The sequence below is a fragment of the Ferrovibrio sp. genome (assembly GCF_025869515.1).
GTDB lineage: Bacteria > Pseudomonadota > Alphaproteobacteria > Ferrovibrionales > Ferrovibrionaceae > Ferrovibrio.
Window position 1 is genome coordinate 23,687 of record NZ_JAOZVR010000058.1, and the last position, 23,406, is coordinate 47,092.

Genomic DNA, 23,406 nt, shown 5'->3' on the forward strand with positions numbered 1-23,406 from the left:
AGGAGAGTATGATGAGTCTGAAGACCACGATCACCCGCGCCGACATCCTGCCGATGGACGAGTTCGTGAAGGTGCGCAAGGACAAGCGCGCCGAGATCGTCGGCATCAAGAAGCACCGCCGCGTCGGCGTCGGGCCGTTCTGCACCTTCTATTTCGAGAATTACGCCACCATGTGGTGGCAGATCCACGAGATGCTGTTCATCGAAAAGGGCGGCGAGAATCAGATTGCCGACGAGCTGCATGCCTATGCGCCGCTGATCCCCAAGGGTACCGAACTGGTCTGCACCTTCATGATCGAGGTGGATGATGCCGTGCGCCGCCCGGCCGTGCTGGCGCAGCTGACCAATATCGACCAGATGGTGGTACTGGAATTCGGCCCGCACAAGGTGCGCTCGGTGCCGGAGGACGATGCCGAACGCAACCGCGAGGACGGCAAGACCTCGTCGGTGCATTTCCTGCGCTTCCCCTTCACGCCCGAACAGGTGGCGGCCTTCAGGGCGCCGGGCACCCGCGTGCTGCTCGCCATCGAGCATCCCAATTACGGCCATATCGCCGTGATGCCGGAGACCACGCGCGAAGCGCTGGCCCAGGACTTCTCGTAACAGGGATTTCGCGTAAACCCTGTCTTTTTGCCGGATCAAAGCGTCGCGTCACGGGTTACCTGCAGTGACGCTTTTTCTTTGACCGGAGGAGACAGACATGCAGTTCCATCGCGGCCGGCTGATCGACCATGTTCAGCTTGTGGTGCGCGACCTTGCCGCGTCGCGCCGCTTCTATGAAGCCGCCTTCGGTGCGCTCGGCCTGAAGATCGAAACCGAAGGCCCGGGCTTTTTTGGCTGCGACGAGCTCTATATCAGCACGGCCGAAGCGCACGAGGACTTCCACCTCACCGGCCGGGCGCATATCGCTTTCCAAGCCGCCGACCAGGCCATGGTGCAGCGGTTTCATGTGGCCGTGCTGGCGGCCGGCGGCAAGGATAACGGGGCGCCGGGCTTCCGCGAGACATACCATCCGGGTTATTACGCAGCCTTCGCCCTCGATCCCGACGGCAACAATATCGAGGCGGTGTTCCATGGCCTGGCCACCCGCTCGGCACCCAGCGTGGCCATCGTGCCGCACCCGAAAGCCTGACGGATCGCCACGCGCGATTGGGACTTGGACTTTCCGGCGTAAGGCTTCATGCTTGCGGCAGCCCCAGCTGAAGCCCTGCGCGGAGTCCGCCATGACCGTCCTCACCACCGAAGCCGACCTGCGCGGCTGCTACGACATGCCCAACGACACCGTTCAGCGGAAAATTCTTTCCCGCCTCGACAAGCATGCCAAAGCCTTCATCGCGCTGTCACCCTTCCTGGCGCTGTCCACCAGCGGGCCGGACGGCGCCGACTGCTCGCCGCGCGGTGATGCGCCGGGTTTCGTGCATGTCGAGAATGACAGCACGCTGCTGCTGCCCGACCGGCGCGGCAACAACCTGATCGACAGTCTGCGCAATGTGGTGCAGCACCCGCAGGTCGGCCTGCTGTTCCTGGTGCCGGGTATCAACGAGACGCTGCGCGTCAACGGCACAGCCAAGGTGATCACCGATCCGCAGCGTCTGGCGCCGATGACCGCGCAGGGCAAGGCGCCCGGCTCGGCACTGGAGATCACTGTGCGCGAGGTCTTTTTCCATTGCGCCAAGGCGATGATGCGCTCGGACTTGTGGAACCCGGACAAGCATGTGCCACGCTCAAGCTTTCCCACGCTCGGCAGGGTGATCGCCGATCAGGTGGCGGGGCTGGAGGTCAAGGCCGTCGAGGCCGTGATCGAGGAAGGCTACAGGACGCGGCTGTATTAGCGATGCCCGCCTATTGCCTGCATTACTTCCCGGAATCGGGCAACAGCTACAAGCTGGCGCTGATGCTCACGCTTTGCGGCCAGTGCTTCGAGCCGGTCTGGACCGATTTCGGCGGCGGTGTCACCCGCACGCCGCAATGGCGCGCGACCGTCAATGCCATGGGCGAGATTCCGGTGCTGGAAGAGGATGGCGTCAAGCTGACCCAGACCGCGCCGATCCTGATGAAGCTGGCCGAGCAGTATGGCAGGTTCGGCGGCGAGACCGCGGCCGAGAAATACGAGGTGCTGCGCTGGCTGTTCTGGGACAACCACAAGCTCACCGGCTATATGGCGACCTATCGCTTTCACCGCAGTTTCACGCCGAAACCCAATCCGCAGGTGCTGACCTATTTCCGCCGCCGGCTGGATGATTTCCTCGCCATCCTGGAGACGCATCTGCAGGATACGGCCTTTGCAGTCGGCGACCGGCCCACGGTGGCGGATTTTTCGATGATGGCCTATCTGCATTTTCCGGCCGACGAGACCGGCTACGATTTCGCTGCCACGCATCCGGCGATCAGGGCATGGCTCGACCGCATCGCGGCGCTGCCCGGCTGGCAATCCGCCTATGACCTTCTGCCAGGTCAGCGCCTGACGCATTACGCCAAAGACGCCGAACCGCTGCACGCCTAGTCAGTGTTTACCGGTTCGCTGCGGACCGGCCCGAGCCAGTCGGGCGTCTCGCCGCGATTGAAGCGAATGCCCAGCACGAAAGACTGCGCGATCTTCTCGGCGCGATGGACGAACAGCGCCGCGGCTTCGGGCGGACAGATTTCGGCCACGGTGGCGCGGAACAGCGCCAGCCAGTGATCGAAATGCGGCTGGTCGAGCCGCGGCATGCCCTGCTCGCCGCGACCGTGATCGAGTTTGAGATGCGCCTGCATCGGCCGGCCGGCATAGCGCCCGGTCATCAGCAGCACCGAGGACCAGAAATCCACCATATTGGCCAGATGGGCGTCCCAGCGGTCGCCGATGGCCCCGTTGAAGATCGGGCCGAGCAGATCGTCGCTGCGGATGCGGCCGTAGAAGCTATGCACCACCCGGTGCACCATGGCTTCATCCACGCCGGCCTGCGCGCCGGGCGACAGCGCCGCGCGACGGGCCTGGCGTTCAGCCAGCGTGGTGTCGGTTTCGTCCTGGTGGGCCATGCCATCCATGATAGGGCAGGCCGGGGTGATTGATAGCCGCGACCCCTTGTCGCAGATCGCGGGCCACAGCCCGCCCCGCGGCCGGACTCAGTCGAAGGTCTCGCCGGGATACAGGCCCCAGAGATAGGCACGCAGCATCCAGCCGCGGGTACCGGCGATCTCCACCTGGCACCACATGGCATCCGGGCATTTGCGCAGGCGCGCCTGCACGCCGGCCTCGGCGGTCAGCAGCACGTCCGTATCCGCGTCGGGCTTGCGATAAAGCGAACGCACGCCACCCTCGACCATGGCATAGCGTTTGCCCGAGGTCAGGTTCTTGTGCACCCAGGTCTCGGTGCCGTCATGGTCGCGGATGCGGCGCCAGTATTCGTATTCGGCCACCACCTCGACCGGCAGGCCGCGGCGCTGATACTGCCAGGCGATCGGATAGCGCGAGCCCGGCCCGGTGCGGGCATTCACTTTCTCGGCGGCCAGGCTGACGAAACGCGGCAGCGGCAGGCCGGAATCGGCGCCCTTGTCCGGCAGGTCGGCCGGCGTCGCGGTGCCGGCCGGCTGGCCGGCTGCGGTGCTGGCGGCCGTGGTGACCGGGCCTGTGCTCAGGGGGGGCGGGCTGGCCGAGACCGGCGTCAGCGTCGTCCTCTTTGCCTCGGCCGCCAGAACCGGCGGGACGAGCAGGACGAGACCCAGGGCGAAGACGAATCGCGGCAACATGAAAGCGGTGACTAGCGCAAAACCGGCAAAGGAAGGGTTAAGACCGAATCGGGTCCTCAGCAGGCGGATGGTAGCAGGGGGGAGTCCGCGCGCAACATGATTGCCCGGCCTGCCGGCAGACTATTCGCGGTCGATCAGATGCAGGTAGCTGCCGAACACGCTGCCTTTACGGCAGCCGGTGGGGCCGAGATCGGCGCCGGTGGCATCGGTGGCGGCAAACAGCGGCGGCGCGCCGCTGGCCTGGCCCATCTGTACCGAATAATGGAATTCATGGCCGCGGAAGCGGCTGCCTTTCGGTCCCAGCGGGGTGTCGGCCAGCGCGGCGATGCGGCGATAGCCGAGCTGCCGCTTGCGCATCCTGAAGCTGGTCGCCACCGGCAGCAGGCCGGCCATCGCATGCGTATCGCCCTCGGCATCGGTCAGGCTCTGGCCCAGCAGCATGAAGCCGCCGCATTCGCCATAGATCGCCGCGCCGCGTGCCGCCGCCGCTTTCAGGCCGCGCATCAGCGCCATGTTGCCGGCCAGCCGGCCGGCGTGTAATTCGGGATATCCACCCGGCAGGAACACCGCATCGGCATCGGCCTCGGGCATGCCGTCATGCAGCGGCGAGAAGAAGGTGAGGTCGGCGCCCTGGGCGCGCCAGCCCTGCAGCAGATGCGGATAGCAGAAGGCGAAGGCAGCATCGCGCGCCACCGCGATCTTCTGGCCCAGCGGCGGCAGCGGTTTCAGCGTCGCGTCGGTCTGCACCGTCAGCTTGCGCAGGATCTGTTCCAGCGCGAAGCGGTCGAGCCGGCGATGCAGCCAGTCGGCGGCGCGATCGAGAAAGAGTTCCAGATTGTCGCGCTCCACCGCCTGCACCAGGCCGAGATGCCGGCTCGGCAATTTCAGGTCGGCCTGTGCCGGCAATGCGGCCAGCAGCGGCATGTCGATCTGCTTCAGCGCCGCGCGCAGCAACGTTTCATGGCGCGGCGAGGCGACGCGGTTGAGGATCACGCCGGCGATCGTCACGTCGGGGCGGAAGCTGCGGAAGCCATGCACCAGGGCGGCCACCGACTGGCTCTGGCGCGCCGCATCGATCACCAGGATCACCGGCAGGCCGAGCAGGCGGGCGAGATCGGCGGTGGAGCCTTCACCATTAGCGGCACCGTCGAACAGGCCCATCACGCCCTCGATCACCACCAGCTCGACATCCTCGGCACCGGCCGCCACCACGGCGGTGATGGTCTCCTGCCGCATGGCGAAGGCATCGAGGTTGTAGCAGGGCCGGCCGGCACCGGCGGCGCGATGGAATGAGCCGTCGATGTAATCGGGCCCGATCTTGAACGGTGCGATGATGCGGCCTTCGCGACCCAGAAGGCGCAGCAGCGCCAGCGTTACCGTGGTTTTGCCGCTGCCCGAGGCCGGTGCTGCGATTACGACGCCGCTTGGCATGATCCGCTCGCCTTCAGGCCGGCCTGGAAATCGCTGCTGCCGAATACAGCGTGCAGATCGACCACCTCGCCCACCACCAGCAGGGCCGGCGGCGCCATCTGTGCAGCTTGTGCCTCGGCGACGATCCGGTCCAGCCGGCTGGTCAGCACGCGCATCCCAGGCAGGGTGGCGTTCTGCACCAGGGCGGCGGGCCGGTCGCCGGCCAGGCCGGCATGCGTGAGTTTCGACACCAGGATATCGAGATGCTTCATCGCCATGTAGATCACCAGAACCGGCGAGGCGCGCACCATGGCGGCCCAGTCCAGGCTGTCGGGCACCTCGCCGCTGGCATTATGGCCGGTCAGGAAGGTGACGCAGGAATTGGTGTCGCGATGGGTCAGCGGGATGCCGGCATAGGCCAGGCCGCCGATGCCGGCCGAAATGCCGGGAATGATGCGGAAGGGAATGCCGGCCTCGCGCAGGCTGAGGGCTTCCTCGGCGCCACGGCCGAACACGAAGGGATCTCCGCCCTTCAGCCGCAGCACGCGCTTGCCCTGGCGCGCCAGCTCGACCAGCCGTTCGGAAATGTCGCGCTGCTTCGGCGATGGCTTGCCGCCGCGCTTGCCCGCGTATTCCAGCACCGTGTTCGGCCGGGCACAGCGCAGGATGCCGTCGCCCACCAGGGCGTCGTAGATCACCACATCGGCCTGGTTCAGCGCATTCACCGCATGCAGGGTCAGAAGTCCCGGATCGCCGGGGCCGGCGCCGGCCAGCCAGACCCAGCCGGGCTGGAAAACAGGCATATCGAGGGCAGGCAATTGCATGCCGCGCAGGGTACAGCAGGGCGTCCGCGGTGTATATTGGCGGCATGTCCGAAGTCGCCGCCGATACAGGGTCAGATCCGGTCGCCAGCATACTCCGCCGGGGCTGGACCACGGGGGCCTGCGCCACCGCCGGCACGCGCGCCGCCTACCAGGCGCTGCTGACCGGCCGTTTCCCCGATCCGGTCACCATCACCCTGCCGAAAGGCGAACAGCCCAGCTTCGCGCTGGCCATCGAACGGCGCGGCGAGGACGAGCGCGGCGCCTGGGCCGAGGCCGGTATCGTGAAGGATGCCGGCGACGATCCCGATGTGACGCATCAGGCGCTGATCCTGGCCCGGGTGCGGCGCGCGCCGGCCGGCAGCGGTGTGATCTTCCGTGCCGGCGAAGGCGTCGGCACCGTCACGCGGCCGGGCCTGCCGCTGCCGCCGGGCGAGCCGGCGATCAATCCGGTGCCGCGCCGTCTGATGCAGCAGGCGGTGCGTGATCTCGCCGGGCTGCATAACGATGCCGGCGATGTGGAAATCGAGATCAGCGTGCCGGGCGGCGCCGAACTGGCGAAACAGACCTGGAATCCGCGGCTCGGCATCCTCGGCGGCCTCAGCATTCTCGGCACCACCGGCATCGTCGTGCCGTTTTCCTGTTCGGCCTGGATTCATTCGATCCATCGCGGCGTCGATGTTGCCGTCGCGGCCGGCCTCACCCATGTCGCCGGCTGCACCGGCTCGACCTCGGAAGCCGCCGTGCAGGCGCTGCATGGCCTGCCCGAGCTGGCGCTGCTCGACATGGGCGACTTCGCCGGCGCGCTGCTGAAATATCTGCGCCAGCATCCGGTGCCGCGACTGACCATCGGCGGCGGTTTCGCCAAGCTGGTGAAACTGGCGCAGGGCCAGATGGATCTGCATTCCGGCCGCAGCCAGGTCGACAAAACCGTTCTGGCGCAGTGGCTCGGCGACCTTGGTGCGCCGGACGCGCTGATCGCCAAAGCCGCAGCGGCGAATACCGCGCTGGAAGTTCTGGCGCTGGCGCAGGCCGCCGGCCTGCCGCTCGGCGATCTGGTTGCGGCGAAGGCGCGCGCGGTGGCGATGGAGATTGTCGCGCCGTCCGCCATTGCCGTCGATGTGGTGGCGGTGGAGCGCACCGGTAACGTGGTGGGGAGAGCCGATGGCGCGGCTGCGTAACCTGCTGCTGCTCGGCGGCACCGGCGAGGCGCTGCGGCTGGCGCGCGAGCTGCAGGGGCATAACCGCGTGCGCTGCATCTCCTCGCTGGCCGGCCGCACGGAAAATCCCGAACGCCCGCCGGGCGATGTGCGCATCGGCGGTTTCGGCGGCATCGACGGACTGAGCGATTATCTGGTGGCTGAGAAGATCGACCTGGTGCTGGACGCCACGCATCCCTTTGCGGCGCAGATGGCGCGGCATGCCCATGACGCCTGCGCGGCGCTCGGCATCCCGCGCGCCAAACTGGTGCGGCCGGCCTGGGTGCCGTCGCCGGGCGACCGCTGGACCATGATGCCCAGCGTGGCGGCGGCGGCGATCTTCCTGCGTTTCCATCCGGCACAGCGCATTTTCCTCACCGTCGGCCGGCAGGAGATCGGGCCGTTCGTGCCGCTCGGCCATGAGGATACGCCGCACGGGAACGGTCGGTGGTTTCTCACCCGCATGATCGATCCGCCGGCCGATGACATCGCGCTGCCGCGCGGCGAAACCCTGCTGGCACGCGGGCCGTTCACGCCCGATGACGAAAAGGCGCTGATGCAGCAGCACCGCATCGACCTGCTGGTGACCAAGAATGCCGGCGGCGCCGCGGGCAAGATCGCCGCCGCCGCCGAGCTGCATCTTCCGGTGCTGATGATCGACCGCCCGCCGCTGCCGCCCGGCGCGGCACTCGACTCGGTCGGCGCCGCGCTCGGCTGGATCAACATCCACGCGGTCTGACGCGTCAGCGGATCTCGAAACTGTAGATCACCTCGCGCACAGCGGGGCCGCCGGGCTGGCGATAGACGAAATACAGGATGGTCGGCCCGGTGCCGGCGGCGCGGAAATGCCAGACCTCGGCACTGCCGCTCTCGTAGGCCGGCTCTTCCGCCAGGGCCAGCGCTTCCGTGCCGGGTGCTTCATTCACCATGCTCCAGCGATGGCCGGTGCCGTGATCGGCCGGCAGGCGGATACGCACCTCTTCGCCCTGCATCAGGATGAAGCGCCCGCCGGATTGCGGCATCTCCAGCGTCAGCAGATCGGGTTTGGCCGCCGGCTCGACTTCGGCGGTGCCGCAGGCGACCAGGCTGCCGCACAGCCAGGCGATGGTAGCGAGTCGCAGATATGCCGGACGCAGGGTCATGAGGACTCCATCTCGAATCAAGGCGGCCAGCCTAGCGCGATTTCGCCGGTTTGGCTTTCTTTCCGGGCCGCAGCACATGCACATGCCGCGGATCGTACAGCGCGCTGTCGCGGAAATCGGCGGCTTCATCCAGCACGCGGCCGACCAGGATCAGCGCCGTGCGGGTGATCTTGGCGGCACGCACTTTCGCGGCAATCGTGCTCAAGGTCGCACGGATAATCTCCTGGTCCGGCCAGGTGGCGCGCACGACGACGGCAACCGGGCAGTCGGCGCCGTAATGCGGCGTCAGTTCCTGCACCACATGGCGCATGTTGCGGATCGAGAGATGAATCGCCAGCGTGGCGCCGGTGCGGCCGAAATTCGCCAGCGTCTCGCCTTTCGGCATGTCCGAGGATTTCATCGCCGTGCGGGTCAGGATCACGCTCTGCGCGATCTCGGGCAGGGTCAGTTCGGTCTGCAGGATGGCAGCAGCGGCGGCGAAAGCCGGCACGCCCGGCGTGATGGTGAAAGGAATGTTCAGTTTTTTCAGGCGGCGGATCTGCTCGGCGATGGCGCCATAGAGCGACGGATCGCCGGAATGCACGCGCGCCACGTCCAGCCCCTTGTCATGCGCCGCCACGATCTCGGCCATGATCTCATCCAGGTTCAGCGGCGCGGTGTCGATCACGCGGGCCGCCTTCGGCGCCATGTCAACCACGGCCTCGGGCACCAGCGAGCCCGCATAGAGGCAGACCCTGCATTTTTTGATCAGCGCCGCGCCGCGCAGGGTGATCAGGTCGGGTGCGCCGGGTCCGGCGCCGATGAAATGGACCGTCATCTGTCGAACTTCTTTTCATAGCCGCGCGGCGTATAGGCGAAGCGGCGGCCGTCGGGCAGCGCGATCGCGCGACTGGCGCTGCTGCCCACCAGCACCACGGTCAGCATGTCGACCTTGTCGATATCAAGCGCGGCCAAAGTGGTCAGTGTCACCCGCTCGCCCTCGCGACCCAGGTTGCGCGCCAGCACCACCGGCGTCTCATTCGGGCGATGTCGCAGCAGAATATCCTTCGCCATCTCCAGCTGGTGGCGGCGGCGCTGCGACACCGGGTTGTAGAAGGCGATGACGAAATCGGCCTCGGCGGCGGCCTTGACGCGTTCGAGGATGGCTTCCAGCGGCGTCAGCAGATCGGACAGCGAAATCGTGCAGAAGTCATGCCCCAGCAGCGCGCCGGATTTCGCCGCTGCCGCCTGCAAAGCCGAGATGCCGGGCGCGACGCTGACGGCGATGCGCTGCCAGTCCTTGCGCTCCGGTTCCTTCTCCAGCAGGGCGAACACCAGTGTCGCCATCGCATAGATGCCGGGATCGCCGGAGCAGACCAGCGCCACCCGCTTGCCGGTGGCGGCGAGATCCAGCGCGGCGCGCACGCGCACTTCTTCTTCGCCCAGCTCATAGCGATGCAGGGTCTTGCCGGGCTGCAGCTCCGGATAGAGATCGAGATAGAGGCCGTAGCCGACCCAGTCGGTGGCGTCCGCCAGCGCGATACGCGCCTCCGGCGTCAGCCATTGCGCATCGCCCGGGCCGGTGCCCACCACATGCAGCTCGCCGCGTGGCGTGCCGCGGGTTTCGCCATCGAAAGGCGCGGGCGCCAGCGCCATGGCGCAGGTGGCGCGTTCGGATTTGCGCTTGGGTACGATCAGTTCGGCCAGCGGTCCTGCGGCGGCCAGCGCGGCGCCTTCCGACACGCCATGGGTGCCGACCTCGGCGAATACCACCGCGGAAGGCGTGGCCATGCGTGGCGTCTCGGCCTCCAGTGTCGCGGCATCGAAGACGCGGAACGGCACGCCGAGCCATTTCGCCAGTTCCTGCATCGCCGGTTCGTCGGCCTTGAGATCGAGTGAGTAAATCCCGGCAATTGCGTCGCGCGCGATGCCGGCTTCGTCCAGGGTGCCCTGCACCAGGCGGATCAGCTCGACCGGCCGCGTGTTGCGTTCGCAGCCGACACCGATGGCGACGCTGCGCGGATGATAGATCAGGTGATCGGGGCTGCCCTCGATGGCGCGATGCGTCACCTCGATCAGCATACTGCCGTCGTCGCGAATCGGCAGGTTGGTCTCGCGCAGCCACGGGGCATGCCCTTCGATACGCACGCCGTTGCCACGCAGAAGATTCGCCATCAGGCCCTTGGCGTCGTCCGGATTGGCCAGCGTATAACCGTCGGGCGGCTCGTCCAGGCCGAGGCCGAAGGCGAGATCGCCGGCCGTGGTGATCGCCGCAATGCCCTGCAGCACGCTGGCGATGCGGCGCGCGAGCAGATTGGCGCCATGATGGCCCCCCAGCAGCGGCACCACCGAAGACCCGTCGGCCGCCACCGCGATCAGCGGCGGCTCGCTGTGCTTGTCCTGCAGCAGCGGCGCCACGGCGCGAATCAGAATCCCGGCGGCGCAGATGCCGATCACCGGCCGGCCGGCGGCAAACAGCTGCGCAATCGCCTTGGTCGGCCTGCCGAGAGGCAGGGCATGCACCAGCGCGGCATCGTCGGGGGCATAGACCTCCCAGGCGGGGAAGGCGGTCATCAGCGCCTGCGCGGTACCGCGCGCATTCGGGGTCAGCAGGACCAGGGCCGGTTTGCCACTCAACTCTGGAACTCCATGAAATGCTGCTCTCCGCGCCGGTGCACCAGGATCATGGCGAAATAGGGAATGCTGGCCGGATCAATCTCGGCCAGCGGCAGGATGCGTTGCCCGGCCATGGTGGCGCGTTCGATATACTGGGCGCGGTCGGCGAGGCCCAACTGCTGCAGCAGGGCGACAATGCGCGGGCCATGGCGGCCAAGCTTCAGGATCGCGGCGGCATCGGTATGCAGCAGCTTGGCGGCGATGGTCTCGTCATCCAGCGGCGCCGGGATCACCGTCAGCACATCGTTGCGCGACACCAGCGGATGTTTCAGCGCCGCCGCGCAGGCCGTAAGCGACGATACGCCGGGCACAACCTCGACCGGAAAGCGTTCGGCCAGCCGGCCGAACAGATACATGAAGGAGCCGTAGAGGAAAGGATCGCCCTCGCAGAGCACCGCCACCGTGCGCCCGGCCGACAGATGCGCACCCAGTTCCCCGGCCGCCTGCTCATAGACCGCCTGGGCCGGAAAGCGCGCCACGGTCAGCGGCATGCGGATCGCCAGCTCGGTCTGCCGGCCGCGCAGATGCGGCGCGACGATACTGCGTGCCAGGCTGTCGCCCTGCTCGGGCGCCGGGTATGCAACAACATCGGCACTTTGAAGCAGGCGCAGGGCCTTCAGCGTGATCAGCTCGGGATCGCCCGGACCGATACCGAGGCCGTACAGAATTCCACTCATTTGCGGCACTTCATTCCTTGGTGACGCTCCATTGTGTGATCGGCATCATCGCATGCCAGCCATGAAAGCGGCCGACCGGCTCGGCCCGCTGCACGGCAAAGCGCGCCAGATCGCCGCCGTGGCTCTGGCGCGCCTGCACCAGCAGGATTTCGCCTTCCAGGGTCACCACATTGGCGACCAGCCGGCCGCCGGGCTTGAGCGCCTGCCAGCAGCGTTCGATCAGGCCTTCGGTGGTGACGCCGCCGCCGATGAAGATGGCGTCGGGTGCCGGCAGGCCATCCAGCGCCGCCGGCACGGTGCCGCCCCGGATGTCCAGCTGCGGCACGCCCAGCGCCGCCGCATTCTGCGCGATCATGCTGCGCCGCGAATCCTTGTGTTCGATGGCGATGGCGCGATTGCGCCGGTCGGCACGCAGCCATTCGATCGAGATCGAGCCCGAGCCGGCGCCGACATCCCACAGCAGGTCGCCCGGAAACGGCGACAGGCGCGCCAGGCTGACGGCGCGGATCTCGCGCTTGGTGATGTTGCCGTCATGGAGATAGAGATCGTCGTCGAGTCCGGCGAGCCGCGTCAGGCCCGGGCCGTCCGTGATTTCGACCGCCAGCACATTGAGGTCGGCGCAGGTCTTGTGCGGCCAGTCCTTCGCGGTGCCGGTCAGGATGTTTTCCTGCGCGCCGCCCAGATGCTCCAGCACGGTGAGGCTGGCGCTGCCGAAACCGCGTCTGGCCAGATACTCGGCGATCTTCGCCGGCGCGGCGCCGTTTTCGGTCAGCAGCAGCAGGCGGGCACCGGGCATCAGGAAAGCGGCCAGCAGGTCGAGCGGGCGCCCATGTAATGAAAGGCAATCCACTGCATCCAGAGGCCAGAGCAGCCGGGCTGCCGCCAGCGAAAAGGCGCCGGCATGCGGGATGACGGAAATTTCTTCCGCCGGCACGCGTTTGGCCAGCGTGGCGCCGATGCCGAACCACAGCGGATCGCCGCTGGCCAGCACGCAGACCCGGCGGCCTTTATGGTCGGCGATGCTGTCGGCCTGGGCCAGCAGCGGCGTGGTCCAGCCGATGCGGCGCTGATCCTCGCGGGCCGGAATCATGGCGAGATGGCGTTCGCCGCCGATCAGCAGTTCGGCGGTTTCGATCACGCTGCGCGCGGCGTTGCCGAGGCCGTCGAGCCCGTCCTCGCCGATACCGACAATGCTGAGCCAGCGCCTGTTCATGCGGGACTCCAGGTTGCTAGGGCATTGATGGCTGCCGCCGCCATGGCGCTGCCGCCGCGCCGGCCTTTCAGCGTCGCCCAGGCCACGCCATCCGGCGCGTGGTCGATCAGCGCCTGCTTGGATTCGGCGGCACCGACGAAGCCGACCGGGAAGCCGAGAATGGCGGCGGGTTTCGGTGCACCTTCGTCATTCAGCATTTCCAGCAGGCGGAACAGGGCAGTCGGCGCATTGCCGATGACGACGACGGCCCCATCGAGATGGGGGATCCATAATTCAACAGCCGCGGCAGAGCGCGTGATCTGCTTGGTACGGCCGATCTCGCGCGCCTCCGGCGTGTTGAGGAAGCTCAACACGCGATTGTCGGCCGGCAGGCGCGAGCGGATCACGCCATAGGCCACCATGTCGACATCGCTCAGGATCGGTCTGCCGCTTTGTAATGCAGTATGGACTGCGGCTGGTAAATCCGGCGTCCAGGCCAGGTCGGGCAGAATCTCCGGCATGGCGCAGGCATGGATCAGGCGCAGCGCCAGTTCGTCAATGCCCGGCGGCAGATGCGACAGGTCGACCTCGGCGCGGATCAGCTCGAAGCTCAGGCGATAGATCGCATCGGGGTCGCGCAGATAGTCGTAAGCCATCATTTGGTCAGGGTCTTGGGTCCCAGCGGGTGGTCGGCATGCGGATAGGGATGGTGCCCGTGCCCGTCATGCCCGTGCTCATGTCCATGGTGATGGTCGTGCCCATGATCGTGCCCGTGATCATGGCCATGCCCGTGACCGGTGCCGATGCCCTCGACATGATGGTGATGGCTTTCCTGCGCCAGGCCGACCTCGTCCTCGAAGCCGAGCACCTGGGCGCGGTATTTGCACATCTGGCAGTTCATGTTGTTGGTGCCGGCAAGAATTTCCTGCAGGCGGTCCTCGAACACCTCGAGTACCAGCGGATGGTCGTTCAGGTAGCCGGCCTTGACGAATTCGATCTCCGGATGGGCGGCGGCGACGATATCGGTGGAATCGTAGATGCGCTCGACCAGGATGCCGGTGAACAGGAAATACGGAAACACGATCACGCGCTTGTAGCCGAGCCTGGCGACATGCTCCAGCGCCGGCTGCACCAGCGGAAAGGTGACACCGGAATAGGCGGTCTCGGCCCAGCCGAAGCCGAAGCCTTCCCACAGCAGGCGCATCACTTTGGCGATGTTGGAATTGGCGTCCGGATCGGAGGTGCCGCGCCCCACCACCACCAGGCAGGTTTCATGGCGGGCGATGTCTTCCCCTGCAGCATTCAGGGCAGCCTGAACACGGTCGCCGGCGGCGCGCAGCATCTTCAGGTCGATGCCGAGGTCGCGGCCGTAGCTGATCGTCACACCCGGGTGTTCGGCCTGATAGCGGTTGAGCACGCTCGGGATGTCGTTCTTGGCATGGCCGGCGGCGAACAGCATGCCGGGCAGGGCCAGAATCCGCGTGTTGCCCTTGGCGCGCAGGGCATCGAGCCCGTCGCGGATGATCGGTGTGGCGAATTCCAGGAAGCCGAAATCGACATCGTATTGCGGCAGGCGGCGTTTCATGTGATCGGCCAGCGCGGTGAACTCGGCCACCGCGCGCTCGTCGCGGCTGCCATGGCCGCACAGCATGACGCCGGTCTTCTGGAAGGGATTGGGGATCAGGGGGCTGTTCATCCGGTCAGCTCATGCCATCGCGATGGCTTCGATTTCAAGCAGCCAGCGCGCTTCCAGCGTGGTGGCCACCATCACGGTCAGCGCCACCTTGCGTTCGCCCAGCATTTCGTTGCGCACCTTGCGGTTGGCCGGCACCTGCTCGCGGTCGGTCAGGAAGGTCGTTACCTTCACCAGGTTGTCCAGCGTCATGCCGGCATCCTGCAAGACGGCCTCGATATTGTGCCAGACCTGACGCGCCTGGCCCTCGAAATCCGCGGCAATGCTGCCATCGGCGGCTTCTGGAATCTGGCCGCTGACAAACAGGATGCGCTGGCCTTCGGTGATCTGGCAGCCATGGGTATAGCCACCGACGGCGGCGCCCACGCTGGCGGGATTGTGCAGACTTTTCTTCATGCTCAGAACTCTATCCCCTTTTGTGCCTTCACCCCAGCCTGGAAGGGATGCTTCACTTCGGTCATCTCGGTCACCAGGTCGGCGGCCTCGATCAGCTCAGGTTTGGCGTTGCGGCCGGTGACCACGATATGGAGCCCGGGCGGTTTTTGGCGAAGGGTTTCCACCACCTCGGCCAGATCGAGGTAATCGTAGCGCAGCACGATGTTGAGCTCGTCGAACACCAGCATGTCATAGGCCGGCGGCTCCTGCCGTGCCGCCTCGATCATGCGCCTGGCCTCGTCCCAGGCGGTTTTGGCGGCGGCGATGTCGCGGGCGCGGTCCTGGGTATCCCAGGTGAAGCCCTCGCCCATCGCCTTGATCGTCACCTGCTCGGGAAACATCTCCAGCACCGGGCGTTCGCCGGTCTGCCACTTGCCCTTGACGAATTGCACGATGCCGACCCGGAAACCGTTGCCGATGGCGCGCATCACCAGGCCGAAGGCGGCGGTCGACTTGCCCTTGCCCTTGCCGGTATGGACCATGAGCAGACCCTTCTCGATGGTCTTGGTCGCCAGCATGCGGTCGCGCACCTCCTTGCGCTTCTTCGCCTTCTCGTTGGCGCGCGCGTTGGCCTCGTCCTCGCTCAGGCCGGGTTCCTTGATCTTCATGCCGCCAGCATCCTTTCCAGCAGGTCCGGCACCGAGTTGGTTTTCGGATGCCACAGGCCGCGACGGATCGCCTCGGCAAAGCGTTCGGCGATCTCGCGCGCCCCGGCCGGGTTGTTGCTTTCGAGAAAGCTGCGCGTCTCGGCATCGGCCAGGTAGGCGTCATACAGCGCCTCGAACTGGTGGTCGCGCACCAGGCCGGTGGTGGCGGCGAAGGCGAACAGGTAATCCACCGTGGCGGCGATCTCGAAGGCGCCCTTGTAACCATGGCGCTTCACGCCGGCGATCCATTTCGGATTGGCGGCGCGGCCGCGCACGACGCGGGCGATTTCCTCTTCCAGCCGGCGGATGCGCGGTGCCTCGGGGCGCGAATGATCGTTGTGATAGGCGGTCGGCGCCGTGCCGGACGCGAATTGCACCGCTGCCACCGCGCCGCCCTCGAACTGGTAATAGTCGTCGGAATCAAGCAGGTCATGCTCGCGGTTGTCCTGGTTCTGCACCACCGTATCGATGCCGCTCAGGCGCTGCACGAACACTTCCGCATCGGCAATGCCTTCCGCGTCGCCGCCATAGGCATAGCCGCCCCAGGCGATATAGGCGCGGGCCAGATCGGCGGTCTCGGTCCAGCCGCCTTCGTCGATCATCGCCTGCAATCCGGCGCCATAAGCCCCGGGCTGCGCACCGAAGACGCGATAGCCGGCGCGGCGCTTTGCCTCCGCGGCATCCAGGCCGCGCGCCATCATCGCCGCCGCCTCGTCTTTCACGCGCTGCGCCAGCGGATTGACCTCGGGCGGCTCGTCCAGCGCCTGCACGGCGCGGCTGGCGGCATCGAACAGGTTGAGCTGCATCGGGAAGGCATCGCGGAAGAAACCGCTCACCTTCAGCGTCACGTCGATGCGCGGCCGGTCCAGCAGGTCGGGCGGCACGATCTCGAAACCGGTGACGCGGCCCGATGTGGTTTCCCAGGTCGGTCGCGCCCCGATCAGGGCCAGCGCCTGGGCGATGTCGTCGCCGCCGGTGCGCATGTTGGCGGTGCCCCAGGCATTGAGCAGGATGGCGCGCGGCCATTCGCCGTGATCCTGGCGATGGCGCTGCAGCAGCGCATCGGCCGACTGCCAGCCCAGCGTCCAGGCTGTCGGCGTCGGCAGGCTGCGCGCATCCAGCGAGAAGAAGTTGCGGCCCGTGGGCAGCACTTCCGGCCGGCCGCGGGTCGGCGCGCCGCTCGGCCCCGGCGGCACGAAGCGGCCGTCGAGGCCGCGCAGCAGATTCTCGATCTCAGCGCGGCCGCAGCCGAGCACGGCGGCGCGCAGGCGATAGTCGATTTCCTGCAGCACGGCGCGGGTTGCCAGCCAGGATTCATCGGGCAGCCGGCGGTCGGCCACCAGCTGCTTGGCCAGAATCTCCAGCCGTTCGATGGTGTCGCCATGGCTGCGCCAGCTGCCCGGCGCCAGGTCGGCCAGCACGGCCGGCTGCGGCCCGTCCCACGGTGCCGCATAATCAGTGCCGAGCGGATCGAAGCCGAGGCCGAGATCGCTGCTCAGCGCGCGCAGGATCGAGGCCCGGCCCTCCTTGCCGTCGCCGCGCGGCAGCCGCACCAGCGCCACCAGCAGGTCGATCAGCTGCTCGCCATGCGGTTTGGTGCCGTAGACATGCAGGCCGTCGCGGATCTGCAGTTCCTTCAGGTCGCACAGGTGATTGTCGAGTTTCAGCAGGGCAGTGTCCGTTGCCTCGCCGATCTGGATGTCGCAATCGGCATCCAGGCCGAGCCGCCGCGTCTCGGCGATGATGCGTTCGGCCAGCAGCGGCAGGCGCCGGCGATCCATGCCGGCGGCTTCATAATATTCGTCGACCAGCTGTTCCAGCGCGGCCAGGTCGCCGTAGATTTCGGCGCGCGTCAGCGGCGGCGTCAGGTGATCGAGGATCACCGCCGCCGTGCGGCGCTTGGCCTGCGTACCCTCGCCCGGATCGTTGACGATGAAGGGATAGAGCTGCGGCATCGGGCCGAACACCGCCTCGGGCAGGCAGTCCTCAGAGAGGGCCAGCGCCTTGCCGGGCAGCCATTCCAGATTGCCGTGCTTGCCGCAATGGATCACCGCATCGGCGCCGAAGCTTTCGCGCAGCCAGGCATAGGCGGCGAAATAGTGATGCGGCGGCACCAGGTCGGGGTCGTGATAGCTGCGCGCCGGATCAATATTGTAGCCGCGTGCCGGCTGGATCATCACCGCCACATTGCCCAGCGGCAGCACCGGCAGGGCAAAGCCGTTCCGTCCATCGGCACCGGCATCGATATGGGGATCGTCTTCCGGTTCGCCCCAGCGTGCGGTCACCGCCTGCTGGATCGCCGGCGGCAGACGCTCGAAGAAGCGGCGATACAGCGCCAGCGGATAGACCACGCGGATGCGCCGCCCGGCGGCGGAGGCGAAATCGTTGGTGACGCCTTCGATCAGCGCCTCGATCAGGCGGTTGCCGCTCACCGGCAGCGCATTCAGCTCATAGCCGGCGTCTTTCATGGCGCGCAGGATTTCCACTGCACTCTGCGGCGTGTCGAGGCCGACGCCGTTGCCGATGCGACCGTCGCGGTTCGGATAATTCGCCATCACCAGCGCGACCTTGCGTTCGGCCGGCGCCAACCGGCCGAGCCGCGACCAGGCGCAGGCGAGTTTGGCGACGAAGGCGCAGCGGCCATGATCGGGCTGCAGCCGCACGATGCTGCATTCGGTGCGCGTGTCGAACTGCGCCTCGGCCTTGAAGGCGACGGCGCGGCTCAGGATGCGGCCGTCGATCTCGGGCAGCGCCACGGCAATGGCAAGGTCGCGCGGATTGAGGCCGCGCGTGCCGGTTCTCCAGTCTTCCGCCGGCTGCGTCGCAAAAACAACCTGCAGCACCGGGCAGTCGCACTGGCCGAGCGGGTCTTCGCTGCCGCCGTCATTGCCGGCCGGGCTGCCGAGCGCGAAGCTGGTCGCGTTCAGGATCACATCGGGCAGCGCCTGATCGAGCAGGGTGCCGACGATATCCGCCGACAGGCGGTCCTTCAGGCTGGTGACATAGATCGGCAGCGGGTTGAGGCCTTCGCTGGCGAGCGCCGCGATCAGCGCATCGACGGCGGCCAGATCGCCGGCCTGCATCAGCGCGCGATAGAACACGATGGCGGCCACCGGCTGCGGCCCGCGCCGGTGCGTCCCGTCCCAGGCCTGGCGCAGGCTGTCGAGATCGGGATCGCCGATCTGCGGCCAGTACAGGCCGGCGGCCGGGAGCGGGCGCGCGGCGGGCGGATCCTCGTCGCGGCCGATCAGGGCGGCGGCACGGTGCAGCGCATGACGCAGGTTTTCGATGCCGCCTTCGCGGAAATACTCGAACAGCGCGGCGCGGTTTTCATCGTCGACCGTGGAGAATCCGTCGAGGCCCGGGTCGGGCTGGCGGTCACCGGGCAGGAAGGCGAGCAGGATGCCGCGCGCGCGGCACAGGTCGCTCAGCCGCTCGACGCCGTAGCTCCAGTAGCTCTGGCCGCCGAGCAGCCGCACGATCACCAGCCGCGCATGGGCGATCACGCTCTCGGCATAGAGATCGACCGCGTAGGGATGGCCGAGCTGCAGGAGATTGGCGAGTCTGAGCGAGGGAAAATCTTCAGGCAGGCCGGCACAGGCGCTGCTGAGTGCCGACAGTTCGGTATCGGCGGCACTCAGGATGACGATGTCGCCGGGCGACTGCTTCAGGTCGACGGCACCGTCAGCCGCTGCCGCGCCGCCGGGTATGGCATTGAGCAGATGCACGGTGTTGCCGCTTTACGCTGTCAGGCCGCGAGGGCGGCGCGGATCGCCGCCTCGTCCAGCCCGGCGCGGCCGATCACCACCAGGCGGGTGGCGCGCGGCTCATGGCCCTGCCAGTCGCGGTCGTAGTAATGGCTCAGCCGCGCGCCGACGCCCTGCAGCACCAGCCGCATGGTCTTGCCGGCGACGGCGACAAAGCCTTTCACGCGCAGGATGTCGTGTTCGTCGATCACCGGCAGCAGCCGCTCCAGCAGTGCTTCGGGCGCGACCTGTTCGGGCAGCGTGACGCTGAAGCTGAAGAAATCCTCGTGGTCGTGGTCGTCTTCATCGTCGTGATGCGATTTGCGCGCGGCGATATCGTCTTCGGCCGCGGCGTGGATGCCCAGAAGGATGTCGGCGGCGATCTCGCCCCGGGCAATCGCCAGCGTCTTCACGCCCTGACGCAGATGCACGGCGATTTCGCTGCGCACATTGTCCAGCGCGCCGTCATCCAGCAGGTCGGCCTTGTTCAGCAGCACGAGGTCGGCGCAGCCCAGCTGATCCTCGAACAGTTCCTCCAGCGGATTGTCGTGATCGAGATTCGGATCGGCGGCGCGTTGCGCGGCCAGCGCGTCTTCATCCTCGGCGAAACGGCCTTCGGCCACGGCGGCGGCATCCACCACGGTCACCACGCCATCCACCGTGGTGCGATTCCTGATGCCGGGCCAGGCAAAGGCCTGAACGAGGGGTTTCGGCAGGGCGAGGCCGGAGGTTTCGATTACGATATGGGTGGGCGGATTGGGGCGATCCAGCAGCTTTTGCAGGGTGGGCAGGAAATCGTCGGCGACCGTACAGCACAGGCAGCCATTGGCCAGCTCGACGATATCGTCTTCGCCGCAATCGGGCGCGCCGCAGCTTTTCAGCAGCTCGCCATCGATGCCGATCTCGCCGAATTCATTGACGATCAGCGCGATGCGCCGGCCATTGGCGTTGGTGATGAGATGGCGGATCAGCGTGGTCTTGCCGGCACCGAGGAAGCCGGTCACCACGGTCGCGGGAATTTTCTGGGCGGGACTCTTCTGCATTCTTCTAGCGTCCTGTTGCATGACGCCGACGCGGACCATGGCCGTGCCGATCCTGCCGCTGCGCCAGTCCTCCAGCGGCTGGGCGGGCGAGAATGACACAGGCCGGGCGCCGGCACACCCCGTCCGACACGTCCGTTTCGACCAATTCCGATGGCAGGTCTCCGGGCTTGCGGTTCATCGCGGATCGCGCGCCTTCCCGGACTATCAGACTGTCCAGTGGCGTGTTGCGCGCCGCTCACCGCCCACCGTAGCGGGGGCTGCCGCGGCTTGCGGCATCCTGCGGAAAAATTCCGCAGGAAAAGCCGGCACCGCGTTCCCTTTTCATCGTGACGCCATCCAGACAGACACCGCCACGAACCATCGCGGCGGACGGTAAGCCGCGGTACCGGTCTTGTCAAACCGGCCGGCCTTGGGCACAAAGGGGCGGGTGGTTCGCACGACGCGCGCAGTCTGCACGGCGCGCATAACAAGAGGTTCGCCATGTCGTTCAAGTCCAAGCTGGGTCAGGCGGTTCTGCCGGCCGTTGTTCTGGCAAGCCTTGCCCTTCCGGCGCTGGCCCATCCCGGCCATCCGGGCGGCGAGCCGGTCGCCGCCGGCTTTACGGCAGGCTTCACGCATCCCTTCGGCGGGTTCGACCATCTGATGGCCATGCTGGCGGTCGGCCTCTGGGCCATCCAGCAGTCGGGCCAGACTCCGCGTGCGCTCTGGCTGCTGCCGGCCAGTTTCGTTGTCGCCATGGCCGGCGGTTTCGTCCTCGGCCTGGCGCAGGTTGCGCTGCCGGGCGTTGAAGCCGGCATCGCGCTTTCCGTGCTGCTGCTCGGCCTGATCGTGGCCTTCGCCGTGCGTCCGCCGCTGCCGGCCGCCATGGCGGTGACGGCGCTGTTCGCCGTTTTCCACGGCCATGCCCATGGCACTGAACTGGGCGATGCGTCGCAGGCCGTGACCTATGCCCTCGGCATGGTGCTGGCCACGGCCCTGCTGCACGGTCTCGGCCTTGCCGCCGCGCGGCTGGCCCAGCATGTCGCGCTGCCGGCGCTTACCCGCGCCGCCGGCGCCGCGGTGGCGCTGGCCGGCATCGTCATCCTGGTTGGCTGACACCCTTCTCGGTTTCCTGACCGAGCCGCGCTACTGGGCGGTGGTCGGCGCGGCAGCGCTGGCCGGCCTGGTGCGCGGCTTTTCCGGTTTCGGCGGCGCCATGATGTTCATGCCGATCGCCGGGCTGATGTACGAGCCCAAACTGGCCGCCGTCTGGCTGCTGATCGCTGACGATGCGGCCGCCCTGCCGATGCTGCGCGACGCGGTCCGGCGTTGTGTGTGGCGCGAGGTGCTGCCGCTCGCGCTTGCTGCCGTGGCCGCCATTCCGCTCGGTGTTGCGCTGCTGGTGGTGGCCGATGCCGACCTGATGCGCTGGATGGTGTGCGGCGTGATCCTGCTGGCCGTCGCGCTGATGGCCCGGGGCTGGCGCTATCAGGGCCGGCTTGGCCTGCCGGCCACATTGGGCACCGGCGCGCTGGCCGGATTGAGTGGCGGGGCGGTGGCCTTGCCGGGGCCGCCGGTGGTGCTGCTCTGGCTCGGCGGCCAGAGCGCGGCCGCCACGGTGCGCGCCAACCTTGTGGTGTTTTTCGGTTTCACCGCAATCGCGACGGCCATCGCCTATTGGTGGAACGGCCTGTTCACGGCGGAAAGCCTGCTGTCATCGCTGCCGCTGATTCCGGCCTATCTGCTGCCGCTACGCTTTGGCATGCGGCTGTTTGCGCGCGCCGACGAGGCCCAGTTCCGCCGCGTCGCGTTGGCGCTTTGCGCCTTTGCCGCCCTGTCGGGCCTGCCGCTGTGGAAAATGCTGTAGGAAACCGCGACAGCGGTGCCGGCGTCAGTTTTTGTGCTTGCGGGCGGCCAGTTCGAGCGCTTCCAGCAGCTGGGTCTCGATCTTGCCGCCGCTGCCCTGGATGCGCTGGCCCATCACGACATAGAGCGCGTCGATCTGCGCCGCGATGATGTCGAGCTGGATCGGGCTCGGGGCGCCCATATCCTTGGTGAAATCGTTGAGCGATTTGGCAAAGGCGGTGAGCAGCGGATACTTGAACATGCCGCCCATGCCCTTGATCTCGAGCGAGGCGCCGCGGATCGCCTGCATCGCCTGGTCGCTGCCGTGCCGGCCCAGTGCCACCTGGTCCAGCGCGCTGCGCAGCAGGCGCAGCTTCTCGGCGACCTCGACGGTGAACTGGTCGGTGGCCTTCTCGACCACGGCTTCCAGCCGCTTCAGTTCTTCCGGCTCCAGCTTGAGCCGGAACCCCTTTTTGAAGTTGACCGCCTTGCGCCGCAGCTCCTGGGCCGGCGGCATGAAAACTGGTTTCTTGCTCATCCTGAGAGGCTGGCCCGTCGTTCCTGTCAGATGGCTTCAGCCATGACGCGGCGCTCCGGCCCGCCATAATCCGGCATTCTGCGGCGCCGGCGGTCCGGCCCGAAATACTCGCCGATCCGCACGAACTGGCGCGGTCGCGCGATGGCGGCGGCAAGGCGGGTGTAGAAGCCGTTGACGGTATAGGGCTTGGCGACGAATTCCGACACGCCGCAATCGCGGGCGCGGCAGACATATTCCTCTTCCGAATTCGCCGTCATCATCACCACCGGCATCATGCGGTTGGGCGAGCCGGCGTCGTTGCGCAGCCAGTGCACGATATCCATGCCGTCGCGACCGAGCTTTTCCTGGCTCAGCGCCCATTCGGTGATCATGATATCGGTGCGCCCCATGCGCAGGACGTTGATGGCGGTGTCGAAATCGCGGGCGCGGTCGATGTATTGCGCATCCAGCATCTGCAGCACGTCGCGCACCATCTGGCCCATCAATCGGTTGGGCTCGACGACCAGGAAACTGATCTTCGAGAAATCGATACGCTCATGATCGGCCATGTCTTCGCTCACCGCTCAGTTCCTCCCGCGAACGGGTGAACATAAATTGTACTAGAAGATGATCATTAGCAAAAGCTCGTTAAAGTAGTGTTTTGCCTTAAGCGGTAA

The 23,406-nt window shown here is 67.1% G+C and carries 25 protein-coding genes and 1 riboswitch; of the genes, 8 read left to right on the forward strand and 17 right to left on the reverse strand.

Translation table 11 applies throughout. The features are described from left to right. Nucleotides 1-11 precede the first annotated feature (11 nt). The 4 genes from OJJ21_RS10015 (at nucleotide 12) to OJJ21_RS10030 (ending at nucleotide 2,502) form a co-directional block, all read left to right on the forward strand. Complete coding sequence (locus tag OJJ21_RS10015) at nucleotides 12-602, forward strand: DUF3501 family protein (protein ID WP_297685739.1); 591 nt, start codon at nucleotides 12-14, stop codon at nucleotides 600-602. Between the two features lie 97 nt (nucleotides 603-699). Beyond that, nucleotides 700-1,131 (forward strand): VOC family protein, encoded by a 432-nt coding sequence (locus tag OJJ21_RS10020; protein ID WP_297685742.1) that lies wholly within the window; start codon nucleotides 700-702, stop codon nucleotides 1,129-1,131. 91 nt (nucleotides 1,132-1,222) lie between these two features. Then, nucleotides 1,223-1,831 (forward strand): pyridoxamine 5'-phosphate oxidase family protein, encoded by a 609-nt coding sequence (locus tag OJJ21_RS10025; protein WP_297685744.1) that lies wholly within the window; start codon nucleotides 1,223-1,225, stop codon nucleotides 1,829-1,831. 2 nt (nucleotides 1,832-1,833) lie between these two features. After that, nucleotides 1,834-2,502 (forward strand): glutathione S-transferase family protein, encoded by a 669-nt coding sequence (locus tag OJJ21_RS10030; RefSeq protein WP_297685746.1) that lies wholly within the window; start codon nucleotides 1,834-1,836, stop codon nucleotides 2,500-2,502. On the opposite strand, the gene OJJ21_RS10035 is transcribed toward OJJ21_RS10030, so the two are convergent. From OJJ21_RS10035 to cobA, 4 genes are all read right to left on the reverse strand, one after another. Continuing rightward, nucleotides 2,499-3,017 carry a group III truncated hemoglobin gene (locus OJJ21_RS10035; protein ID WP_297685748.1) on the reverse strand — a complete coding sequence of 173 codons (519 nt, stop codon included), beginning with the start codon at nucleotides 3,015-3,017 and terminating at the stop codon, nucleotides 2,499-2,501. The genes OJJ21_RS10030 and OJJ21_RS10035 overlap by 4 nt on opposite strands. An 87-nt stretch (nucleotides 3,018-3,104) precedes the next feature. After that, on the reverse strand, nucleotides 3,105-3,728 hold the full coding sequence (locus tag OJJ21_RS10040) for an SH3 domain-containing protein (protein ID WP_297685750.1): 624 nt from the start codon (nucleotides 3,726-3,728) through the stop codon (nucleotides 3,105-3,107). Nucleotides 3,729-3,848: 120 nt separating this feature from the next. Next, on the reverse strand, nucleotides 3,849-5,159 hold the full coding sequence (locus OJJ21_RS10045) for a cobyrinate a,c-diamide synthase (protein ID WP_297685752.1): 1,311 nt from the start codon (nucleotides 5,157-5,159) through the stop codon (nucleotides 3,849-3,851). Continuing rightward, complete coding sequence (cobA, locus tag OJJ21_RS10050; protein WP_297685755.1) at nucleotides 5,141-5,962, reverse strand: uroporphyrinogen-III C-methyltransferase; 822 nt, start codon at nucleotides 5,960-5,962, stop codon at nucleotides 5,141-5,143. The genes OJJ21_RS10045 and cobA overlap by 19 nt, the downstream gene beginning before the upstream one ends. A 44-nt stretch (nucleotides 5,963-6,006) precedes the next feature. Between cobA and OJJ21_RS10055 the strand changes: the two genes are divergently transcribed. Together OJJ21_RS10055 and OJJ21_RS10060 are read left to right on the forward strand one after the other, a co-directional pair. Continuing rightward, nucleotides 6,007-7,140, forward strand: a complete 1,134-nt coding sequence (locus OJJ21_RS10055; protein ID WP_297685757.1) for a cobalt-precorrin-5B (C(1))-methyltransferase — start codon at nucleotides 6,007-6,009, stop codon at nucleotides 7,138-7,140. Beyond that, nucleotides 7,124-7,897, forward strand: a complete 774-nt coding sequence (locus OJJ21_RS10060) for a cobalt-precorrin-6A reductase (RefSeq protein ID WP_297685759.1) — start codon at nucleotides 7,124-7,126, stop codon at nucleotides 7,895-7,897. Before OJJ21_RS10055 ends, OJJ21_RS10060 begins: the two co-directional genes overlap by 17 nt. A gap of 4 nt (nucleotides 7,898-7,901) precedes the next feature. On the opposite strand, the gene OJJ21_RS10065 is transcribed toward OJJ21_RS10060, so the two are convergent. Genes OJJ21_RS10065 through cobW form a run of 11 tightly spaced genes read right to left on the reverse strand, consistent with a single transcriptional unit; the run spans nucleotide 7,902 to nucleotide 20,388 of the window. After that, nucleotides 7,902-8,300, reverse strand: a complete 399-nt coding sequence (locus OJJ21_RS10065) for a protease inhibitor I42 family protein (RefSeq protein ID WP_297685760.1) — start codon at nucleotides 8,298-8,300, stop codon at nucleotides 7,902-7,904. Between the two features lie 31 nt (nucleotides 8,301-8,331). Next, nucleotides 8,332-9,117: a precorrin-4 C(11)-methyltransferase gene (gene cobM / locus OJJ21_RS10070; protein ID WP_297685762.1), complete on the reverse strand. Its 786-nt coding sequence runs from the start codon at nucleotides 9,115-9,117 to the stop codon at nucleotides 8,332-8,334. After that, a complete protein-coding gene (cobJ, locus tag OJJ21_RS10075; RefSeq protein ID WP_297685764.1) occupies nucleotides 9,114-10,916 on the reverse strand; it encodes a precorrin-3B C(17)-methyltransferase in 1,803 nt (600 codons plus the stop codon). Before cobJ ends, cobM begins: the two co-directional genes overlap by 4 nt. After that, nucleotides 10,913-11,632 (reverse strand): precorrin-2 C(20)-methyltransferase, encoded by a 720-nt coding sequence (gene cobI / locus OJJ21_RS10080; protein WP_297685766.1) that lies wholly within the window; start codon nucleotides 11,630-11,632, stop codon nucleotides 10,913-10,915. Before cobI ends, cobJ begins: the two co-directional genes overlap by 4 nt. A gap of 10 nt (nucleotides 11,633-11,642) precedes the next feature. Further along, the gene (gene cbiE, locus OJJ21_RS10085; protein ID WP_297685768.1) at nucleotides 11,643-12,845 is read right to left on the reverse strand and encodes a precorrin-6y C5,15-methyltransferase (decarboxylating) subunit CbiE; all 1,203 of its coding nucleotides are present in this window, start codon (nucleotides 12,843-12,845) and stop codon (nucleotides 11,643-11,645) included. Then, nucleotides 12,842-13,480: a precorrin-8X methylmutase gene (locus tag OJJ21_RS10090; RefSeq protein WP_297685820.1), complete on the reverse strand. Its 639-nt coding sequence runs from the start codon at nucleotides 13,478-13,480 to the stop codon at nucleotides 12,842-12,844. The genes cbiE and OJJ21_RS10090 overlap by 4 nt, the downstream gene beginning before the upstream one ends. Continuing rightward, nucleotides 13,480-14,520, reverse strand: coding sequence for a sirohydrochlorin chelatase (locus tag OJJ21_RS10095; protein WP_297685770.1), 1,041 nt, complete (start codon nucleotides 14,518-14,520; stop codon nucleotides 13,480-13,482). Before OJJ21_RS10095 ends, OJJ21_RS10090 begins: the two co-directional genes overlap by 1 nt. Nucleotides 14,521-14,529: 9 nt before the next feature. After that, on the reverse strand, nucleotides 14,530-14,913 hold the full coding sequence (locus OJJ21_RS10100; RefSeq protein ID WP_297685772.1) for a RidA family protein: 384 nt from the start codon (nucleotides 14,911-14,913) through the stop codon (nucleotides 14,530-14,532). A gap of 2 nt (nucleotides 14,914-14,915) precedes the next feature. Further along, nucleotides 14,916-15,560, reverse strand: a complete 645-nt coding sequence (gene cobO / locus OJJ21_RS10105) for a cob(I)yrinic acid a,c-diamide adenosyltransferase (protein ID WP_297685774.1) — start codon at nucleotides 15,558-15,560, stop codon at nucleotides 14,916-14,918. Beyond that, nucleotides 15,557-19,327, reverse strand: coding sequence for a cobaltochelatase subunit CobN (cobN, locus tag OJJ21_RS10110; RefSeq protein WP_297685776.1), 3,771 nt, complete (start codon nucleotides 19,325-19,327; stop codon nucleotides 15,557-15,559). Before cobN ends, cobO begins: the two co-directional genes overlap by 4 nt. A 20-nt stretch (nucleotides 19,328-19,347) precedes the next feature. Continuing rightward, a complete protein-coding gene (cobW, locus tag OJJ21_RS10115; RefSeq protein WP_297685822.1) occupies nucleotides 19,348-20,388 on the reverse strand; it encodes a cobalamin biosynthesis protein CobW in 1,041 nt (346 codons plus the stop codon). Between the two features lie 134 nt (nucleotides 20,389-20,522). Then, nucleotides 20,523-20,765, reverse strand: a riboswitch (cobalamin riboswitch). Nucleotides 20,766-20,868: 103 nt separating this feature from the next. Here cobW and OJJ21_RS10120 point away from each other — a divergent pair. Continuing rightward, nucleotides 20,869-21,483 carry a HupE/UreJ family protein gene (locus tag OJJ21_RS10120; protein WP_297685778.1) on the forward strand — a complete coding sequence of 205 codons (615 nt, stop codon included), beginning with the start codon at nucleotides 20,869-20,871 and terminating at the stop codon, nucleotides 21,481-21,483. Then, on the forward strand, nucleotides 21,476-22,234 hold the full coding sequence (locus OJJ21_RS10125; protein WP_297685780.1) for a sulfite exporter TauE/SafE family protein: 759 nt from the start codon (nucleotides 21,476-21,478) through the stop codon (nucleotides 22,232-22,234). The genes OJJ21_RS10120 and OJJ21_RS10125 overlap by 8 nt, the downstream gene beginning before the upstream one ends. Before the next feature lie 24 nt (nucleotides 22,235-22,258). Here OJJ21_RS10125 and OJJ21_RS10130 read toward each other — a convergent pair whose 3' ends face one another. Both OJJ21_RS10130 and OJJ21_RS10135 read right to left on the reverse strand, forming a co-directional pair. Beyond that, entirely contained in the window at nucleotides 22,259-22,750 is a 492-nt protein-coding gene (locus tag OJJ21_RS10130) for a hypothetical protein (RefSeq protein WP_297685782.1), read from the reverse strand. Nucleotides 22,751-22,776: 26 nt separating this feature from the next. Next, the gene (locus OJJ21_RS10135; RefSeq protein WP_297685784.1) at nucleotides 22,777-23,310 is read right to left on the reverse strand and encodes a response regulator; all 534 of its coding nucleotides are present in this window, start codon (nucleotides 23,308-23,310) and stop codon (nucleotides 22,777-22,779) included. Nucleotides 23,311-23,406 lie beyond the last annotated feature (96 nt).

Bases quoted from the DNA above. Each gene is read 5' to 3' on its own strand.
- OJJ21_RS10015 (WP_297685739.1), top strand. From the start codon at position 12: ATGAGTCTGAAGACCACGATCACCCGCGCCGACATCCTGCCGATGGAC.
- OJJ21_RS10020 (WP_297685742.1), top strand. From the start codon at position 700: ATGCAGTTCCATCGCGGCCGGCTGATCGACCATGTTCAGCTTGTGGTG.
- OJJ21_RS10025 (WP_297685744.1), top strand. From the start codon at position 1,223: ATGACCGTCCTCACCACCGAAGCCGACCTGCGCGGCTGCTACGACATG.
- OJJ21_RS10030 (WP_297685746.1), top strand. From the start codon at position 1,834: ATGCCCGCCTATTGCCTGCATTACTTCCCGGAATCGGGCAACAGCTAC.
- OJJ21_RS10035 (WP_297685748.1), bottom strand. From the start codon at position 3,017: ATGGCCCACCAGGACGAAACCGACACCACGCTGGCTGAACGCCAGGCC.
- OJJ21_RS10040 (WP_297685750.1), bottom strand. From the start codon at position 3,728: ATGTTGCCGCGATTCGTCTTCGCCCTGGGTCTCGTCCTGCTCGTCCCG.
- OJJ21_RS10045 (WP_297685752.1), bottom strand. From the start codon at position 5,159: ATGCCAAGCGGCGTCGTAATCGCAGCACCGGCCTCGGGCAGCGGCAAA.
- cobA (WP_297685755.1), bottom strand. From the start codon at position 5,962: ATGCAATTGCCTGCCCTCGATATGCCTGTTTTCCAGCCCGGCTGGGTC.
- OJJ21_RS10055 (WP_297685757.1), top strand. From the start codon at position 6,007: ATGTCCGAAGTCGCCGCCGATACAGGGTCAGATCCGGTCGCCAGCATA.
- OJJ21_RS10060 (WP_297685759.1), top strand. From the start codon at position 7,124: ATGGCGCGGCTGCGTAACCTGCTGCTGCTCGGCGGCACCGGCGAGGCG.
- OJJ21_RS10065 (WP_297685760.1), bottom strand. From the start codon at position 8,300: ATGACCCTGCGTCCGGCATATCTGCGACTCGCTACCATCGCCTGGCTG.
- cobM (WP_297685762.1), bottom strand. From the start codon at position 9,117: ATGACGGTCCATTTCATCGGCGCCGGACCCGGCGCACCCGACCTGATC.
- cobI (WP_297685766.1), bottom strand. From the start codon at position 11,632: ATGAGTGGAATTCTGTACGGCCTCGGTATCGGTCCGGGCGATCCCGAG.
- cbiE (WP_297685768.1), bottom strand. From the start codon at position 12,845: ATGAACAGGCGCTGGCTCAGCATTGTCGGTATCGGCGAGGACGGGCTC.
- OJJ21_RS10090 (WP_297685820.1), bottom strand. From the start codon at position 13,480: ATGGCTTACGACTATCTGCGCGACCCCGATGCGATCTATCGCCTGAGC.
- OJJ21_RS10095 (WP_297685770.1), bottom strand. From the start codon at position 14,520: ATGAACAGCCCCCTGATCCCCAATCCCTTCCAGAAGACCGGCGTCATG.
- OJJ21_RS10100 (WP_297685772.1), bottom strand. From the start codon at position 14,913: ATGAAGAAAAGTCTGCACAATCCCGCCAGCGTGGGCGCCGCCGTCGGT.
- cobO (WP_297685774.1), bottom strand. From the start codon at position 15,560: ATGAAGATCAAGGAACCCGGCCTGAGCGAGGACGAGGCCAACGCGCGC.
- cobW (WP_297685822.1), bottom strand. From the start codon at position 20,388: ATGCAGAAGAGTCCCGCCCAGAAAATTCCCGCGACCGTGGTGACCGGC.
- OJJ21_RS10120 (WP_297685778.1), top strand. From the start codon at position 20,869: ATGTCGTTCAAGTCCAAGCTGGGTCAGGCGGTTCTGCCGGCCGTTGTT.
- OJJ21_RS10130 (WP_297685782.1), bottom strand. From the start codon at position 22,750: ATGAGCAAGAAACCAGTTTTCATGCCGCCGGCCCAGGAGCTGCGGCGC.